Origin of the sequence: Maritimibacter alkaliphilus HTCC2654 (assembly GCF_000152805.1) — a bacterium.
GTDB classification, from domain to species: domain Bacteria; phylum Pseudomonadota; class Alphaproteobacteria; order Rhodobacterales; family Rhodobacteraceae; genus Maritimibacter; species Maritimibacter alkaliphilus.
In genome coordinates this window covers 66057-82153 of sequence record NZ_CH902580.1, presented here as the reverse complement: position 1 = coordinate 82153, position 16097 = coordinate 66057, and the positions used below count along the sequence as shown (strand labels likewise).

At 61.1% G+C, this 16097-nt stretch carries 18 protein-coding genes; 8 read left to right on the top strand and 10 right to left on the bottom strand.

Annotation, left to right across the window (positions count from 1 at the left end; translation table 11 throughout):
* The first annotated feature begins 20 nt into the window (after positions 1-20).
* The 3 genes from RB2654_RS21585 to RB2654_RS21575 are packed head-to-tail and all read left to right on the top strand — an operon-like array spanning position 21 to position 2489.
* Positions 21-782 (top strand): ABC transporter permease, encoded by a 762-nt coding sequence (locus RB2654_RS21585; protein ID WP_008335786.1) that lies wholly within the window; start codon positions 21-23, stop codon positions 780-782.
* Positions 775-1515: an ABC transporter ATP-binding protein gene (locus RB2654_RS21580; protein ID WP_008335790.1), complete on the top strand. Its 741-nt coding sequence runs from the start codon at positions 775-777 to the stop codon at positions 1513-1515. The genes RB2654_RS21585 and RB2654_RS21580 overlap by 8 nt, the downstream gene beginning before the upstream one ends.
* Positions 1512-2489 (top strand): ABC transporter substrate-binding protein, encoded by a 978-nt coding sequence (locus tag RB2654_RS21575; RefSeq protein ID WP_008335791.1) that lies wholly within the window; start codon positions 1512-1514, stop codon positions 2487-2489. The genes RB2654_RS21580 and RB2654_RS21575 overlap by 4 nt, the downstream gene beginning before the upstream one ends.
* 180 nt (positions 2490-2669) lie before the next feature.
* Here RB2654_RS21575 and RB2654_RS21570 read toward each other — a convergent pair whose 3' ends face one another.
* From RB2654_RS21570 to RB2654_RS23530, 6 genes are all read right to left on the bottom strand, one after another.
* Complete coding sequence (locus RB2654_RS21570) at positions 2670-3287, bottom strand: class I SAM-dependent methyltransferase (protein WP_008335792.1); 618 nt, start codon at positions 3285-3287, stop codon at positions 2670-2672.
* 20 nt (positions 3288-3307) lie between these two features.
* The gene (pssA, locus tag RB2654_RS21565; protein ID WP_008335793.1) at positions 3308-4045 is read right to left on the bottom strand and encodes a CDP-diacylglycerol--serine O-phosphatidyltransferase; all 738 of its coding nucleotides are present in this window, start codon (positions 4043-4045) and stop codon (positions 3308-3310) included.
* A 10-nt stretch (positions 4046-4055) separates the two neighbouring features.
* Positions 4056-4730, bottom strand: coding sequence for a phosphatidylserine decarboxylase (locus RB2654_RS21560; protein ID WP_008335794.1), 675 nt, complete (start codon positions 4728-4730; stop codon positions 4056-4058).
* A gap of 109 nt (positions 4731-4839) precedes the next feature.
* Entirely contained in the window at positions 4840-5130 is a 291-nt protein-coding gene (locus RB2654_RS23130; protein WP_083783495.1) for a WGR domain-containing protein, read from the bottom strand.
* Between the two features lie 250 nt (positions 5131-5380).
* Entirely contained in the window at positions 5381-5959 is a 579-nt protein-coding gene (locus RB2654_RS21555) for a PIN domain-containing protein (protein WP_008335796.1), read from the bottom strand.
* A complete protein-coding gene (locus RB2654_RS23530; RefSeq protein WP_246146616.1) occupies positions 5956-6552 on the bottom strand; it encodes a helix-turn-helix domain-containing protein in 597 nt (198 codons plus the stop codon). Before RB2654_RS23530 ends, RB2654_RS21555 begins: the two co-directional genes overlap by 4 nt.
* Positions 6553-6616: 64 nt before the next feature.
* Between RB2654_RS23530 and RB2654_RS21545 the strand changes: the two genes are divergently transcribed.
* The 4 genes from RB2654_RS21545 to RB2654_RS21530 are packed head-to-tail and all read left to right on the top strand — an operon-like array spanning position 6617 to position 10829.
* Positions 6617-7855: a nucleotidyltransferase domain-containing protein gene (locus RB2654_RS21545; RefSeq protein WP_008335800.1), complete on the top strand. Its 1239-nt coding sequence runs from the start codon at positions 6617-6619 to the stop codon at positions 7853-7855.
* A 47-nt stretch (positions 7856-7902) separates the two neighbouring features.
* Positions 7903-8340 carry a type II CBASS E2 protein gene (locus RB2654_RS21540; RefSeq protein ID WP_050772059.1) on the top strand — a complete coding sequence of 146 codons (438 nt, stop codon included), beginning with the start codon at positions 7903-7905 and terminating at the stop codon, positions 8338-8340.
* Positions 8333-9478 (top strand): SAVED domain-containing protein, encoded by a 1146-nt coding sequence (locus RB2654_RS21535; protein WP_008335826.1) that lies wholly within the window; start codon positions 8333-8335, stop codon positions 9476-9478. The genes RB2654_RS21540 and RB2654_RS21535 overlap by 8 nt, the downstream gene beginning before the upstream one ends.
* Positions 9479-9485: 7 nt before the next feature.
* On the top strand, positions 9486-10829 hold the full coding sequence (locus RB2654_RS21530; RefSeq protein WP_008335828.1) for a hypothetical protein: 1344 nt from the start codon (positions 9486-9488) through the stop codon (positions 10827-10829).
* Positions 10830-10848: 19 nt separating this feature from the next.
* Here RB2654_RS21530 and scpB read toward each other — a convergent pair whose 3' ends face one another.
* Both scpB and RB2654_RS21520 read right to left on the bottom strand, forming a co-directional pair.
* On the bottom strand, positions 10849-11445 hold the full coding sequence (scpB, locus tag RB2654_RS21525; RefSeq protein ID WP_008335834.1) for an SMC-Scp complex subunit ScpB: 597 nt from the start codon (positions 11443-11445) through the stop codon (positions 10849-10851).
* Between the two features lie 2 nt (positions 11446-11447).
* A complete protein-coding gene (locus RB2654_RS21520; protein WP_040885939.1) occupies positions 11448-12332 on the bottom strand; it encodes a DUF1403 family protein in 885 nt (294 codons plus the stop codon).
* Positions 12333-12489: 157 nt separating this feature from the next.
* Between RB2654_RS21520 and RB2654_RS21515 the strand changes: the two genes are divergently transcribed.
* Positions 12490-13587, top strand: coding sequence for a tyrosine-type recombinase/integrase (locus tag RB2654_RS21515; RefSeq protein WP_008335838.1), 1098 nt, complete (start codon positions 12490-12492; stop codon positions 13585-13587).
* A gap of 64 nt (positions 13588-13651) precedes the next feature.
* Here RB2654_RS21515 and RB2654_RS21510 read toward each other — a convergent pair whose 3' ends face one another.
* Both RB2654_RS21510 and RB2654_RS21505 read right to left on the bottom strand, forming a co-directional pair.
* Positions 13652-14773 carry a ParB/RepB/Spo0J family partition protein gene (locus RB2654_RS21510; RefSeq protein WP_008335839.1) on the bottom strand — a complete coding sequence of 374 codons (1122 nt, stop codon included), beginning with the start codon at positions 14771-14773 and terminating at the stop codon, positions 13652-13654.
* 10 nt (positions 14774-14783) lie between these two features.
* Positions 14784-16079: an AAA family ATPase gene (locus RB2654_RS21505; protein ID WP_008335840.1), complete on the bottom strand. Its 1296-nt coding sequence runs from the start codon at positions 16077-16079 to the stop codon at positions 14784-14786.
* Between the last annotated feature and the right edge of the window lie 18 nt (positions 16080-16097).

The following is a 16097-nucleotide window of genomic DNA, read 5'->3' as shown; positions in this document are numbered from 1 at the left end:
CCGCCCCTGCCCAGAGTACAATGCTGTATCTGCGATATATCTACCCGGCCCTCGTGCTGGCGACCTTCTTCCTCGCGGGATGGGAGGGCTATGTCCTCCTCACCGACGCCTCGGCCCTCATCCTGCCTGCCCCAAGCGACGTGGCGAACGGCCTTTGGGTCGAACGGCGTGAGATCTTGCGCCACGCCCTCGCCACCATCGGGGTGGCCGGCGTCGGCTTCAGCCTGTCGATCCTCTTCGCCTTCGCGGTGTCGGTCACGCTCCATTTTGTGCTCTGGCTGCGCCGGGGGATGATGCCGCTCCTCGTGGCGAGCCAGACGGTCCCCATTGTCGCCCTCGCTCCGCTCATGGTCCTGTGGTTCGGCTTCGGCCTCCTGCCCAAGGTGCTGCTCGTGATCCTCGTCACCTTCTTCCCGATGGTGGTGAGCCTGATGGCGGGCTACGCGAGCCAGCCGCGTGCCTTTCGCGATCAGCTCGTCTCGATGGGCGCCTCCCGGTGGGCCGTGTTCCGTCGCGCCACCCTTCCCTCGGCCCGGGTGCAGTTCTTCTCTGGCCTGCGAATCTCGGCCACTTACGCCATCGTCGCCACGATCTTTGCCGAGTACGCCGGCTCGCGGCAGGGGCTGGGCATCTATATCCTGACCGCCAAGAACAACTTCCGCGCCGACCTCGTCCTCGCCGCCGTCGTCATCTCGGCCACGCTCACGCTCACCCTGCTCGCCGCGATCCTGATCGTCGAACGCGCCACCGGCCGTCGGTTCCGGAGGGCCACCCATGCTTGAGGTGGAGAACCTGACGATCCGGGTGGGGCGGGAGGTGCTGGTGAAGAGCCTCTCCCTCACCCTGCCCCACAACGCGATCACCTGCCTGATTGGCCCCTCGGGCTGTGGGAAGAGCTCGGTCGTCAAATGGCTCTCGGGCGTCCTGGCGCCGGAACTCGACGTCACCGGCACCGCGCAGCTGGGGGGGAGGCCGATCACTCTGCCCTGCCCTGACATTTCCTACCAGCCGCAACAGGACACGCTGTTCCCTTGGCTCACCACCACCGAGAACGCGAGCCTCGGGCTGGAGATCCGGGGCACTCGCCCCCACGTCGCCCGCGACCGGGTGCGCGCCATGTTCCCCGCCTTCGGGCTTGAGGGGCACGAGGACAGCTTCCCCGACCAGCTGTCGGGGGGCATGCGCCAGCGGGCGGCTTTCCTGCGCACCATCGTTCAGGACACGCCAGTTCTCCTGCTGGACGAGCCGTTCTCGGCGCTAGACGCGGTGACGCGGCTCAGGATGCAAAACTGGCTCGTCGCCCGGCTGGAGGCGCAGCCGCGCACGGTGCTGATGGTCACACACGACCTTTATGAAGCCACCCAACTGACCGACCGCATTCTCGTCATGGCGGGCGGTCCCGGTCGCATCACCGCCGACATTCCGATCCCCACACCGCGCGCTGCGCGGACCGAGGCCGCGCTGGCCGAGATCCGTTCGATGCTCAGAACTATGCTACTGGAGGAAACCCCATGAAACGCACAGCACTCACCCTCGCCGCCTACTTTGCAGCCCCAGCGGCCCTTGCCGAAGAGGTCAGCATCGCACTCGACTGGACGCTCAACACCAACCACATCGGCTTGGTCGTCGCGCAGGAGAACGGGTATTTTGACGAGGCCGGGCTGGACGTGGAAATTCTCCCCTATTCCGACAGCGCCTCGACCGCGCTCCTTGCCGCAGGCGCGGTGGATTTCGCCTACATGACCGCGCTCGGCTTTATGAGCGCCAAGGCGGGCGGCGCCCCGATTACCGCGCTCTGGGTCACCATGCAGCTTGAAGCGGGCCGTCTGGTCTACAACTCCGACCACCCGGACATTTCGAGCCCCAAAGACCTGGAGGGAAAAACCTACGCGGGCTTCGGCAGCGCGTGGGAGGACGCGCTGATCTCGACCATGATCGAGAATGACGGCGGCAATCCCGACTACGACACCGTGACCCTGGGCACCGGCGCCTATGAAGCGCTCGCGTCGGGCGCGGTGGACTTCACCCTCGAAGTCGCGACATGGGAGGGCGTGAACAGCGAGCTTCTGGGCCGCGACCAGTCGTATTTCCTTTACCAGGACTACGGCGTGCCGGAGCCGCAGGGCGGTTATATCGGCACGCAAACCGCAACCCTCGCGGAGAACCCGGAACTGGTCGAAGCCTTCATGGAAGCGACGCGGAAGGGCTATGAGTGGGCCGCCCAGAACCCCGCAGACGCCGCCGAAATCCTGATCGAGAACGGCGACTTTCCCAACGAAGCCCTCGTGCGCGGCTCGATGCGCGTGATCGACGAGGGCGGCTACCTCACCGATGGCACGACCCCGGTGGGCTCGATTGACGAGGAGCGGCTGGAGGCGATGGCCCGCTTCCTGTTCGACAGCGGCGTCTTGCGCGGCGCTGATGGCGAACCGCTCACCTGGCCCGGCAGCGTGTCGGACTGGATCGAACAGGGCTGGCGCGAGGAATGACCCCCTGCCCCGGCTCCGGCCGGGGCAACCGCGCACGTTTTGTCAGCCGCAAACGGAGCAGCACGCCTCCTGCTCGCCGCCTGGTTCGACGGGGTGCGCCTCATCGATAACGTGGCAGTGGAGCCGGCGCTGAAAGTCAGCGAAGCCGCACTAAGCGGCTGAACCGCGCGAGTTCCTCGGTCAGGCCGACTTCCGGAGAACGAGGAAGGTCATCATACCCATGGGCGGCAACGGCCGCTTCTCCTCGACCGCCAGATCATCCTCCTGCAAAACAGTCTCGATCTCAAAATCCGAGTGCCAGCCGAGGACGTTGGACAGCGGCGCGGCGACCCGTTCGACCATCGCCAGCAGGCCGTCGTCGCGCTTGAAGTGGTTGGTGATGACGACGTGCCCACCGGGTTTGCACACACGCGCGATCTCGGACATGACCTTCTCGGGGTCCGGCACCACCGAAAGCACGTGCATCGCGACCACCGTATCGAAACTTGCATCGGGAAAATCCAGCGTCCGGGCGTCCATTTGGCGCAGGTCCACCACGTGGTTCAGGCCCATGTCCCGCACCTTCGCACGGGCCTTGGCCAGCATCTCGTCACTGAAATCGATGCCGGTCACTTCGAGGTCGGGACGATAGTGCGGCAATGCAAGCCCCGTGCCGACGCCGACCTCAAGGACCCGCCCCGAAAGACCGTTCACGAACGCCACCGCCCGGCGCCGCCCGGTGTTGGTGATGGCTCCGAACGTCCGATCATAGACCGGCGCCCAACGGGCGTAGGATGTCTTGACGGCCTTGATGTCCAATGTCCCGCTCCCGGTCCGTTTCAGCGTGTCCTGCGATCCAGCAAGGCCCAGATGACCATGCCGATGTAGGCAAGGCAAATCACGACCAACGAAACCCACGGCTCGATCAACAGCGCAGCCGAGAGCACGGCGAACCCCACGAGAAAGAACTTCACATTGTGGCGCGACACCTTGGTTTTCTTAAAGGACCAGGTCGGGATGCGGCTGATCATCAGGAGCCCCACTCCGACCATGTAGACCGCGATCACGTAGCCGGGCACCAGAGGGACGTCCGCGAACGCGAAGGATACGAACATCGGCAGCATGACCAGGAACGCACCGGCCGGGGCTGGCACACCGACAAAATACGCGCGGTCCGCAGTCGGCTCTTTGGCTTTGTCGCTGACATTGAACCGCGCAAGGCGCATCACGCAGCAGACCGCATAGGCGAGCACGGCAAGCCACGTGACGCTTGGCAGGTCCTGCAAGACCCAGAAGTAAAGAACCAGTGCAGGGGCCACACCGAAGTTCAGGAAATCCGCAAGCGAATCCAACTCGGCCCCAATCGCGCTGTCGCTGCCCAAGAGCCGCGCGATACGACCGTCGAGGCCGTCGAGCACGGCGGCGGCAAGGATAAGAAGCACCGCCGTCGCGTAGTCGCCCCGAAACCCCTCCCGGATCGCCGACAGGCCCGCGCAGATCGCGACGATGGTCAGCATGTTGGGAAGAAGCTGGATCAGCGCGAACTCGGTCGGCGCTTTGTTCGGGGTGTCAGGCATGTGCTGTCCCCTACCCTTCTGTTGGTCGCGTCAGCTCCGCGATCACGGATTCGCCCGCGATCATCGTCTGTCCCAGCGCGACGATCGGCTCGACCCCTTCTGGCAGGTAAACGTCCAACCGCGACCCGAAACGGATCAGACCAAACCGTTCGCCGGTGGTCAGGGTATCGCCCTCCTTCACGAAACAGACGATGCGCCGCGCCACCAGTCCGGCGATCTGAACGACGGCAAGATCGCGCCCATCCGTCATACGGATGCGCAGGCTGTTGCGCTCGTTGTCCACGCTCGCCTTGTCGAGCGAGGCGTTGAAGAACTTGCCGGGGCGGTAGGCGATGGCAGCGATCTCACCCGTCACCGGGACCCGGTTCACGTGACAGTTGAACACGCTCATGAACACGCTCACACGCGTTAGCGCCACGTCCGGCATACCCAGCTCGGCGGGCGGGACGGCCGGTTCGATCAGCGAGACCACCCCATCCGCCGGACTGACCACGACGCCCGGCCTCTGCGGCGTGACCCGCTCCGGGTCGCGGAAGAAGTAATAGCACCAGACGGTCAGCCCGACGCCGATCCAGCCAAGAAACCCCGAGATCAGGAACAGACCCACCGTAACGATCGCGAAGATCGCCACGAACCGCCGACCCTCGGGATGCATCGGCTTGATGAATATGTCGCGCATGCGCATCGGCGAGGCTCCTCCGGGTCGATACCGGGCAAGTTGATAGAGTTATGTCCTTGGAACGCAAGGGCTGCACACCCTTTGGCCACGGCTTCGAAAGGTCAGATGAATTGACCTAGATCGACGTCCTCGATCCGTATCCACGTTTGCGCTTAGCCGCTTCGCGAGCCCTCATTGCCGCCATCGCAGACTCTTCGTCCGGATGCCGTTCGATCAAGGATTGACCACGACGACCAATCCGACCCCACTCACGCACCACATCCACGCCGCCGAACAAGTCCGGTTGCAGGCTCATATGATAATATCGACGCATATTCAGCGCAGCATCGATACGTTTCAGGTCGACAGTGCATGACGAGCCGAAAGGCTCAACGCGGCATTCCACAATGTTGGGCGCATCGTCCATGCGACAACTCTAGCCGAAGCGCCCTATCGCTCCAATATGTTCTTCTTTAGTTCCAGATCGTGCCATTTCGGTTCGGAACTTGGATGAAGAGAAGCCACAGCCCGGACGCACGCCGCCTGATAGGACCATGACCAAATGCGGGGCGCGGTGGACGATAGGCTCAGACCAAAGCTCTCATCGGACCAGGAGTGCTTCGAGGATGATCGACGTTCCCGCTCATAGGATCTTGGCTTTGAAATTCGATCTTTGGCTACAGGAAATCGCGTCGGTCTCGAACACGGGCTGCCAACTTCGGCATACCCTTCGCAGTCAGATCCAAAACGAATTCTGAAGGGCTGAAAGGAGGATTGCTGTAGTGAGATCTCAGATTTCGCAGCACATTCATAGCCTCAGCCGTATATAGATCGAAGGTCCTTGCCAGGAATTCGTCTGCCTCAATAGCTTCGATGTCAAACTGTTCCAGCTCTGCCAACGGGAAATCTCGTGTGTTGTCTGTGATGATGTGCTGCGCGCCACATTGGATGGCCGCAGCAAGGACGTGCTTGTCGTCCTCATCAGGCAAAGCGAGTCCAGCTTCAAGATGTTCAAAATCAGCGACCAAAGCTTCAGGGAAGACTGCCATCATCTTCGCTTGCTGCGCTTCGATGCTTTGTTTCAACTCTGGACGTACGCCGAGCAAGTTTCCAGCCCATTCGTCGAGGATTCGATCTGTCCAACGCGCACGGAAAAGCCCTGCGTCGTAGAAACGCAAGAGCACATCTCTTTTGCGAAATGGATAAAGGACGTTTGCATCTAAAAGTACGACGAAACGGTCGGCAACGTGACTCAATTGGCGTCAAACTCCTGGCCGAGGTCTGCCAGTTCATCGAGTGCCTTTTTGCGCGTGCTATCTCTCTTTGCTTTGTAGGTCATCAAATCCTCAAACATAACCCGTCGATGAGACCCGACGGGGACGTGTGGTATCTCGTTCTCTTTCAGTAGCTTGCTAAGGAATGGACGAGAGACGTTTAAGATATCGGCGGCCTGCTGCGTTGTCAGCATCGCACCAGTAGGCACCAAAGTAACCATATTGCCCTGAGCAATATGGCCAAGAAGATCGACGATAAGATCGGCAATCGCCGGCGCAAGATGTACTTGCTCGCCATTCATACCATTGAACTGCAAGCAGCCATGTTCAGCAACGGCCTGAGCCAACGCATGCGACGCTTCAGCCGCACTCGCAACTTCGTCATGTGTCGGCAGTCTCTGGGTCAGATCTGTCACGTTGGCCGGTTGTGGCATGGTTCCCTCCATCAGGCTTCGCTGAAGATCATATAGCGAAAACTGCTGTTGCACACAACCGAAATAAGTGTAATAAGCGTAATAAAAGTAAGTACAGGCCGATTCCCAAAGCCCGTCTGAGCGCAGTACACCTTGATACACACAATACTGGTATCCAAGTTGCGCACAGCGCTAAATATTGAGGCCGCGATACGGAGCACGCATCATGCCACTTGACGCAACATCCCCTGGCCTCGACGCCCTTCTGCTGGCGACGGCCCTACAACTGGAACTCAGCGACCGTGATCTGCGCGTCGCCGACAAACGCTATCTGCACATCCCAGAGCACCTGCAGCGACCAACTAGTCGGCTACGAAAGCTGATGGACAGTGCCCGCGTATACCCTCAGGGATCGCGTGCAATCGGTGCGACCATCGTCAACGGCGCCGACGAAGACCGCTTTGACCTCGACGCCATCCTTGAATTCTATCGTCCCCAAGGGTGGACCCCACGCGATGTCCTCGATGAGTTGTTCATCGCCTTTCAGGGGTTCCCAGACGTCAAAAAGATCGAGCGCTGCACCAGATGTATTCAGCTCCAGTTCGCCTTCATGCATCTGGACGTCACACCGATGGATCCGCACCCGGAGCCAAGACACGAGCGCGTGGGTCAGATTTTTCACAGCCCGGATCGTGGATCCGATGAAACGCACGATGTGAACCCCTTCGGCTTCATCCAATGGTTCAAGGCGAACGTGGGTCCGGCAAACAAAGTGTTCCTTGACCAAGTAGCCAAGACGCGCTCCGGCCTGGAGCTGACGGGGCGCCTCGAGCCGGGAACGCTCTACGCCGATGCGGACATTGATGATCTGCCCGACCCCATTGATCCGATCCGCGACACGCCCCAAGTCATCGCGCTCAAGTTGATGAAGCGGTATCTCAACCGGCGCTACGCCAATCGCGACCTGAAGCGGCCCGTGTCGATCTACCTATCGAAGATCGCCGCCCTCTTGCCAGCGCATCCCTATGGTCTCTGCGCACAGCTCGAAAACTATGCCGGGGAACTCAACCGCCGCATGACCCTAGCCATCGAAACAGGTCAGTGGCCCGAAGAGCGCAACCCGGAGTTTCATCCGGAGAATTTCAATGACCGCTGGCCACCCACCGTTCAGGACATGCGAGTTTTCAGCAGCGACCTTAAACACCTGATCCATGAGCTGTCACGAGCACGGCACTCTGAGCTGATCGACATTCAGAAGATCTTCGATGATCTCTTTGGTGAGCGTATCACCGAGAAGGCAGTTCGCTCTTATGCCGATGGCCTGGCAGGTGCCGCTCCTACGAGCAGCTACGAGCGCGGGAAAGGGTTTGTGGCCTCGCCAGGCCTTCTGCGGCCAGCGGATACCTCGCAACCAACTACTTCACAGGCAAGGCCGCATCATTTTCACCCCGGGAAATTGAAGTGAGCCTCAAGCGCCGGAAACCAAGATCACCCCATGGCCAACTTAACCGCATGGCCATGCGCTGGCCTGGTTTGGCGGCACGCGTTCTCTCCGATGGACCGAGCATTGTATGGCGCGGACCATTGCGTGGGTTCCAGATGGAGTATCAGGTTCTCGTCCACTGGCCCTGGCTGGCAAACCCGAACACCCCACACGTCTTCATACTGGACCCTCAGATTAGGCCGCGACCCGGCGGGCGTTTCGAAGACATCCCGCATCTGAACTTCGACAGCTCAAACCCGGTCGACTCTGCCCTGTGCCTGTTCGACCCAGATGATGGGGAGTGGAACTCAACGATGCTCATTGCCGATACTACAGTTCCCTGGGCGTCAGAATGGCTTCACCACTATGAGCTCTGGCATTTTGATGGCGTTTGGCGTGGTCCCAATGCGCCCGGGCCGATTTCCGTTGGTGAAATGCGTCAGGCAGACGAGCTGACTGATGCCTGACAAACGTGGCCCGACTACTCCGACGACGAAGATGATCGTCTGGGGCCGCGCGGCTGGTCGGTGCCAGTTCCAGAATTGCGGGAAACGTCTGGACCAGGATCTGATCGCGGGCAAGACAAGCCGTAACAACGCCTACGTTGCGCACGTCATAGCAGCGGCGCCGGGAGGTGAACGCGGTGATCCCGAATTGTCCTACGCGCTGTCTGATGACCCGGAAAATCTGATGCTGCTCTGCGATGAGCACCACAGGCTTATCGATGACCCATCAAATCTGGCGACCTATACAGTCGATGTGTTGATGGAGATGAAGCGGGAGAATGAGGAGCGGACGGATCGTTTGTTGTCGGTAAGATCGGCGAAGCGGACGACAATTCTCCAAGTCAGTGCACCCATCGGAGACAACGAGACGGCCGTGCCGTTTGATGACTGCGCTACGGCAGCCGTAGCAAACGCCACCTTGGCAGATCGTCACCCTATCGAGATCAAACTGCGAGGCATGCGCCACAAGGATAGTGATCCAAATTACTATCAGACTGAGATTTCCAGCCTCCGGAAACGGTTTGATACGGACGTCCGGTGGAGGTTTGAGGAACGCGACATCGAGCACTTGTCGATCTTCGGACTGGCCCCGATCCCCATCCTGATCGAACTCGGGCGGTTGATCTCGGACATCTCCGACGCGACGGTGTTCATGCGGCACCGCGAGCCGTCTCCCGCATGGACTTGGCCAAACGATGGATCGCCAGTTTCATTCGAAGCGGTCGAAGGCGCCAAGAGTGGCAAGACGGTAGCTTTGAAACTCTCCGTTTCGGCAGAAGTGAGCGATGATCGCATACGTGCGGCGGTCGGGGACGATGTGTCGATTTGGGAGATCCGATCCTCGGTGCTCGGCACTACAGTCCTACGCAATCAAGCCGATCTGACCGGGTTCCGAGAAACCGTCGGACGCACGTTCGATCGGATCAAGGCGACCCATGGCGAAGAGACCAACCTGACGGTGTTCCCTGCGATACCGACAGCTTGCGCCGTCGAGTTCGGCCGCGTCTGGCAACCGAAGGCGCATCCACCCTTCACGATCTACGATCAGATCGCGGGCACAGGATTCGTTGCCAAACACGCAATCTCTACAGAACACTGAGAAGCTGGTGGTAATCTTCGGACAACTTGACAGACGCCGATTCAATGCTCTCGCCGGGTACGCGAGACATCCCAAAATCACGCTGATTACCACGGAACTGGATTGGTTCGCCGATCCACAAGAGCGGGTTCTCGGCATGCTCTGCTGGGACCGGATTGACGACGACTACGGATGGGTGGTGTTTGGCCGGGATGCGGTAGCTCGATTTCGGGCAATCAAGGTAAACGCCTCATATCCAACCGCCGAGGAGGCCTATTCGGCGCTCATGGTTGCCATGCGTGATTCGATGGACTTACCTGATGAGGCGTTTCACCAGGGCGATGAAGAAGGAGAAGCTGTAGACTTCTTTGAACCTGCAGTTGATGAAGAGCGGTTCCATTCTTCGTTCAAGATGCTGTTGGAAGACCCACGATATTCGCCTGCTCGAGAACTCATTTCCAACATGATGCGGTTTCACGAGGATGTTGATGGCAATTTCGTACAGAAGTTCCAAACAGCCGGATGGGATGCACTCCTTTGGGAACTATATCTCTTTGCGACCTTCACAGAGCTCGGATTTATCAGGCAGGTTGATGCCCCGACACCAGATTTTGTCCTTCAGGGAAATCTTGGGGGCCTGACAGTCGAAGCAACCAGCGTGAATCCCTCTTCTTCTGGCCCCGAGAAGGTCCCAGACGAACCTGAGGCATTCAAGCAATACCTTGAGAACTACATCCCAATTCGGCTGTCGTCAGCGCTTCGAAACAAGTTCAATCACAAGCCACCCTATTGGGAACAACCAGCCGCAAAAGACTTGCCGTTCTGCATTGCGGTCCAGGACTTCCATCTGCATGGAACCATGCGGTTCATTGTGCCGGCCGCAACGGAGTACGTATTCGGAGTCAGGCACTGGATTGAAGATGGTGCGAGGAAGATCGCGCGCATCATAACCCACCGTTACGGCAAGAAACGTGCGCGCCCAGGTTTCTTCGAGCTCGATGGCGCTCAAAATGTCAGTGCTGTTATCATCAACCCTCAAGGCACAGTCACAAAGTTCAACCGTCTTGGCAAAGCGGCCGGGTTCGGAGACCCACGCGTCAAGCTGTTGCGGACCGGCATGCAGCGGAACGATTCGAACGCTGACAACCCCTATCCCACGCCATTCTCCGAGGACGTGGGGCCTGCCTCGACCGAGACGTGGGTGGAAGGCATGGTCGTGCTTCACAACCCGAAAGCCCGTATCCCACTTGATCCTGCTCTATTGCCAGGAGCTGCACATGAGTTTCTGCAGCGAGACGGTAGTATCATGTCGTTGCTGCCAGATTTTCACCCTCTATTTTCTCAGACACATACGGCGATGGACGAAGGGTGAGACAGATGGGACGGATCGTTCATACCTCGCGTAGCATACCTGAATCCTCGAGCTGCTCCCGATCCGGCAAGTCCTGGAGCGACCCCAGATCGAACGCCGTGAGGAACTCATTCGTCGTCACGTAGGTGTAGGGCGCACCGCGCCGTGGCGATCGTGGGCCCGTGCCGATCAGTCCGCGGGCATGCAGCCGACCAATCAGATCGCGGCTGATCTCCTTACCGAAGATATCCTTAAGCCCGTCCCGCGTGATCGGCTGGTGATAGGCGATAGCGGCCAGCACGGCGACATCGTACTCGCGCAGATCGAGATCCTGGTCAGCCACATCCGCCGCGGTCCGGATCGCCGCCGCATAAGCTGGCCGCGTCCGCAGCATCCATCCGCCGGCGACCTTGGCGACTTCGAACGACCTCCCCTCGAGATCAGACATCAGATCGTCGATCAGGAGATCGACCGAGACCCCCTGCCCCACGACGCGCGCCAGGTCCTCGCGCGTTACCGGCGTGGCAGAGGCAAAGAGCACGGCTTCGATCCGGCGCATCCATTCGCGCCGGCGAAGCTCGGCTGGCAACTCGTCCAGCTCCCGATCCAGCACCTGATCTGCGTGATCCTTGGCCATCGCTATACCCCGTAGAGCCGGAAGGTGTCGCGCCCGGTCAGCTCGCGCACCGCGCCGAGGTCGACGAGCCGATCGCAGAACCGCCGCGCGGCGCGATCCGGCAAAGGCAAGGCAGACGGCGCCACGGCATCGCGGGTCAGGAACATCTCGACCGCGTCGCCCGCCCCCTTGGCCCGAAGCTTCGGCGCGATCGCCTTCAAATGCGCAGCCCGGCGCACGAGGCCGGCGGCCTGCCGCACGGCTTCAAACGACGATGAGATCAGTGCCCGATGACAGGCCATGCGGAGCTCGTCACCTTGCTTGCGCAGATCGGCGCGTTTCAGGGCTGGGGCCAGCAGCGGCACGAGATGGCTCCAACCGAATGCCTGAGCGAGGGCCGCATCCGCAAGGATCAGTCCTGCTACGTCTGCGCGCGGCGCCTCGCGCAGGACCGCCTCCAACACCATCGCGGCCCGGGTCACCGGCGCCCCACTTCCGGCATCAAGCCATGCGGCAATCTGGCCCGGATCTATGGTCGGCAAGGCGCGACCCAGAGCCTTGATCGACACCGGCCGCTCCGCTGCGCGCCGGCAGGCAAGACAGGTCTCACCCGCGGGTCCCGGTAGATCACCGAGACGCAGCAGGTGCACCGCGTCGCGCAGTTCCCCCGCCCGCTCCGATCGTCCAGAGAACGCGACGCAAGCCTCGGCCGCACGCAGCGCGAGCCGGTCCCGCAACAAGGCTTGGGGCACCTCGTCGCGTCCCAACACAAGATGCAGGTGGTTCAACGCCGCACCCGACAAAAACACAACATCTTCAAGGATTTCAGCGCGTGCAGTGGTGACCCAGGCGGGCATCCGGGGTAACGTGTCGAGGTCGCTGATGGGGTCCGGGCGGGCAAATGTCATGCCCAAAGCCTACACTTGCGCGGCGCTTTCTGCCAGTAAATAGCGCAATAACCGCCCCGCCTTGCTCCTTTCCGCTATGTCCAATAAGTTTGCATTATCGGACATAAATAGATATGCTGGGAGGTAGTCCAATGTCACCGCTGGATTCAACGGAAAGATGCCCTCTGAGACCGAGAAATCGTCGTCTACGCCCTCTGATGAGCTGAATGATGCGCGCGTCGACGAGAGAGCGCGAGAGGAAAGCGATGACATCGCCCTGCCCTCCCATGTCGCCGGATCAGGCACCCTCGATCGCCTGGTCGATACCGCCCGTGATTATGCGCGCGCCGCGGCCTCAGACAACACCCTGAAGGCTTACGCAAAGGATTGGGCGCACTTCACGCACTGGTCCCGGATGAAGGGCGCAGAACCGCTGCCTCCGTCGACTGAAATGGTCGGACTCTACCTCGCGGATCTGGCGTCCGGTTCGGGGCTCTCCCCTGCCCTCTCCGTCTCAACCATCGACCGCCGCCTGTCAGGTCTCGCCTGGAACTACGCGCAGCGAGGCTTTACTCTCGATCGCAAGAACCGGCACATCGCGACGGTGCTGGCGGGGATCAAACGCAAGCACGCGCGTCCGCCGGTGCAGAAGGAAGCGATCCTGGCCGAGGACATCCTCGCGATGGTCGCCACCCTGCCCTACGACCTCCGCGGGCTTCGAGATCGCGCGATCCTCTTGGTCGGCTATGCGGGAGGCCTGCGCCGCTCGGAAATCGTCAGCCTCGACGTGCACAAAGACGACACACCCGGCTCCGGCGGTTGGATAGAGATCTTCGACAAAGGCGCGCTGCTCACCCTCAATGCAAAGACCGGCTGGCGCGAGGTCGAGATCGGCCGAGGGTCCAAGGAACAGACCTGCCCCGTTCACGCGCTCAAACAATGGTTGGACTTCGCGAAGATCGACTTTGGCCCGGTTTTCGTCGGCACCTCGCGCGATGGCAAACGGACATCCGAAACGAGGCTCAACGACAAGCATGTCGCACGGCTGATTAAGCGCACAGTTCTGGACGCCGGCATCCGATCCGAGCTGCCGGAGCAAGAAAGAATGGCTCTGTTCTCTGGCCATTCGTTGCGCGCCGGACTTGCCAGTTCCGCGGAAGTCGACGAACGCTTTGTACAGAAGCATCTCGGACACACCTCGGCTGAGATGACCCGGCGCTACCAGCGCCGTCGAGACCGGTTCCGAGTGAATTTGACCAAAGCTGCTGGGCTTTAGAAAAGCAAAGGGGCCGCGCGATGCGGGCCCCTTTGGGTCAAGACCTTCCCCGCGGAAAAGGTTTCTACATCAGGTCATCCAGCAGCCGACGCACCGCAGCCTCGAGCTTGCGGCGGTCGACGGTCGTGAAATCGCGGTCCATCCGGATTTCGAGCCGCCCCGAAGCCGCAGTGCACTTTGCCCGCCCCTCGGCGCGATCGAATTGAAAACTCGTCTTGGCTTTCCCGACCGTATCCGATTTGCCGGCCGGCGTGCTCCCCCGTCCGGCCGGCTTCTGGTCGCCCCCGTCCTTGACGAAACTGCGCAAGACGTCGAGCTCCTGCTGGACCGAACGGTTGTCCATATCGGCAAGGGCGAGTCCGATCGCAGCGGGCAGTCCCTCCACCTCGTCCATCCGGGCCACAAGCGCGAGGCCGAGTGCGCGCGGCACTTCAGTCGGGTACGACAGGTGCGGCGCGATCTCTTTCACGAAGCGGATGAAGCTGCGGATATAGCTGCGCTTGGAGTAGCTCGCCGACTTGAAAAGCCGCGCCACCACCTTGTCGGGATCGCGCTCCGGCGTACCTGGATCTGCTGCGTAATCGACAGCAAGCTGCGCCATCTCGGCAAAGGAGATGTCTTTGCGGACGAGGTTCTCGTCGACCATTTTCCGGTACAGCGAATCGAGCGTATCGCCCTGCGCGACCACGGCCGCCGGGATCGCGCCGAACCGCTCCGTGTCCCCGGTTTCCTCCAGCAACTCGCGGTACGCGGCGAGACGCCGATAGCCTTGGATCAGTTCGAACCGACCTTCCCCTGCCGCCTCGACCCGGATCGGGTTGGACAGGCCAAGCTCCTGGATCGAGGCCTTCAACTCGGCCAGCTCCATGTCCGGCCCCTTGGCCCGGTCCCGGACCAGCTTGTGGGTCTCGATCTTGTCGAGTGGCACGAGATCGACGAGAAGGCCAAGCCGTTTCAGCCGGACATGTTCGTGGGCGAGCGCGTCATTCTCGGCTCGGATGCGCGCCTCGATATCCTGACGTTCACGCGCAGACGAGGCGGTTTCGCTGATCGCGGTGGCCATAGGCCCACGGCGTGCGCGCGAGGTATCTTGATCAGAAACCTTTTCCGCGGGGAAGGTTTCGGGCGAGGGGGCCGGAGGGTCCTCCGGCATGTCGATATCGAAGATGCGGCGTTTGCGGCTCATGTCACGCTCCTCAGATCTTGTCCCATGCGACGACGACGCGGTCGCGAAACTCTTCATAGGCCCGGTCGAAACTGGCACGCGCCCGACGCCACGTCTCCCGCGTCATTTCGCGGTAATCGATCTCGTAGACCGACGACAGGAACCGCCCCGATTGCTCGACGGCGCGTGTCATCTCAACCGTGTTCTCGGACACATGATCGCCAAAAACCTTGCGGAACGCTTCCAGCATCGCGCGGTGCAGATCGTTGCCTGGCTCGAACCGGGTCATCACGAACCGGATGTCGGCGAAGGATTTGGGCAGGGTCATCTTCCCAGCGGGGAAGGTTCCGTCGAAGCCGTGCGACAGATCCTCGAGCGCCTCGGCAAGCTGACCGATGAAAGACGTGGTCGAGTCGTACTCCCAATAGCCGGGGCCGGACGGGATGTAGAGCATGTCGGCGGCGAAGACCGCGTTCATGGACTGGTAGCCGATGGCCGGGGGGCAGTCGAAGATGATGAGGTCGTAGTCATCGTCGCCAAGACTGTCGAGGTAGCGCGAAACGGCGGCGAAGAACGACCACTCCGGATTGAGGTGGCGGTACTGGGCCGACGCGAACTCGACGAAGGCGGCGTTGGCGCAGGATGGTATGATGTCGATCGTCGACCACGCCGTCGTCTTGATGAAGTCCTGATGGCGAAGCTCGGACAGGCCGAGGTCGCGGATCGAGGACGGGATCTTACGCTGGGGCAGGGCGGTCCCGCTTTCCGCGCCGACGAGCGCGTCGTTCATACGATCCGTCTCGCGGATCAGGTCGCGCGCCATGATGCCCCAGACGGTATAGTCCTCGGCCACATCCGTGAGGCCCATGGAGTGGCTCAGAGTCGCCTGCGGGTCGAAGTCCACCACGAGCACCCGGTAACCGTCGAGCGCGGCGGCGTGCGCGTAATGAAGCGCCACGGTCGACTTGCCCGCACCGCCCTTGAAGTTCGCCACCGCGACCCGGAAGGCGCGCTTGCCGGCCGGGCGGGGTGGCATGAGCGACTTGCGGTTCACCTTCATGCGCCGGCGCAGTTCGTTGATCTCGTCGAGCGAGAACCAGCGCTGGCGACCCTCAGGCTCGACTTCCCCGCCGGGAAGGCTCGGGTCCGAGGCAAGACGACCCCGGAACGTGGACTGGTTGATGCCGAAGATCAGCTCGCTCACCTCCCACGACGAGAACCGGCGAAGGTGCTTGGTGTTCTCGGGGGAGAAGGTCTGTTGCCTGATCCAGCTTTGCATCTTGAGCGACTGGGACTGTAGCCGCGCGAGATCTTCATGGTCGTACATGGAACGCCTCAACGTAAA

Excerpts from the sequence above, each read along its gene's own strand:
- RB2654_RS21515 (WP_008335838.1), top strand. The coding sequence starts at position 12,490 with ATGCCCTCTGAGACCGAGAAATCGTCGTCTACGCCCTCTGATGAGCTG.
- RB2654_RS21505 (WP_008335840.1), bottom strand. The coding sequence starts at position 16,079 with ATGTACGACCATGAAGATCTCGCGCGGCTACAGTCCCAGTCGCTCAAG.
- RB2654_RS21560 (WP_008335794.1), bottom strand. The coding sequence starts at position 4,730 with ATGCGCATGCGCGACATATTCATCAAGCCGATGCATCCCGAGGGTCGG.
- RB2654_RS21575 (WP_008335791.1), top strand. The coding sequence starts at position 1,512 with ATGAAACGCACAGCACTCACCCTCGCCGCCTACTTTGCAGCCCCAGCG.
- scpB (WP_008335834.1), bottom strand. The coding sequence starts at position 11,445 with ATGGCCAAGGATCACGCAGATCAGGTGCTGGATCGGGAGCTGGACGAG.
- RB2654_RS21535 (WP_008335826.1), top strand. The coding sequence starts at position 8,333 with ATGCCTGACAAACGTGGCCCGACTACTCCGACGACGAAGATGATCGTC.
- RB2654_RS21510 (WP_008335839.1), bottom strand. The coding sequence starts at position 14,773 with ATGAGCCGCAAACGCCGCATCTTCGATATCGACATGCCGGAGGACCCT.
- RB2654_RS21540 (WP_050772059.1), top strand. The coding sequence starts at position 7,903 with ATGGCCATGCGCTGGCCTGGTTTGGCGGCACGCGTTCTCTCCGATGGA.
- RB2654_RS23130 (WP_083783495.1), bottom strand. The coding sequence starts at position 5,130 with ATGGACGATGCGCCCAACATTGTGGAATGCCGCGTTGAGCCTTTCGGC.
- RB2654_RS21520 (WP_040885939.1), bottom strand. The coding sequence starts at position 12,332 with ATGACATTTGCCCGCCCGGACCCCATCAGCGACCTCGACACGTTACCC.
- RB2654_RS21580 (WP_008335790.1), top strand. The coding sequence starts at position 775 with ATGCTTGAGGTGGAGAACCTGACGATCCGGGTGGGGCGGGAGGTGCTG.
- pssA (WP_008335793.1), bottom strand. The coding sequence starts at position 4,045 with ATGCCTGACACCCCGAACAAAGCGCCGACCGAGTTCGCGCTGATCCAG.
- RB2654_RS21545 (WP_008335800.1), top strand. The coding sequence starts at position 6,617 with ATGCCACTTGACGCAACATCCCCTGGCCTCGACGCCCTTCTGCTGGCG.
- RB2654_RS21585 (WP_008335786.1), top strand. The coding sequence starts at position 21 with ATGCTGTATCTGCGATATATCTACCCGGCCCTCGTGCTGGCGACCTTC.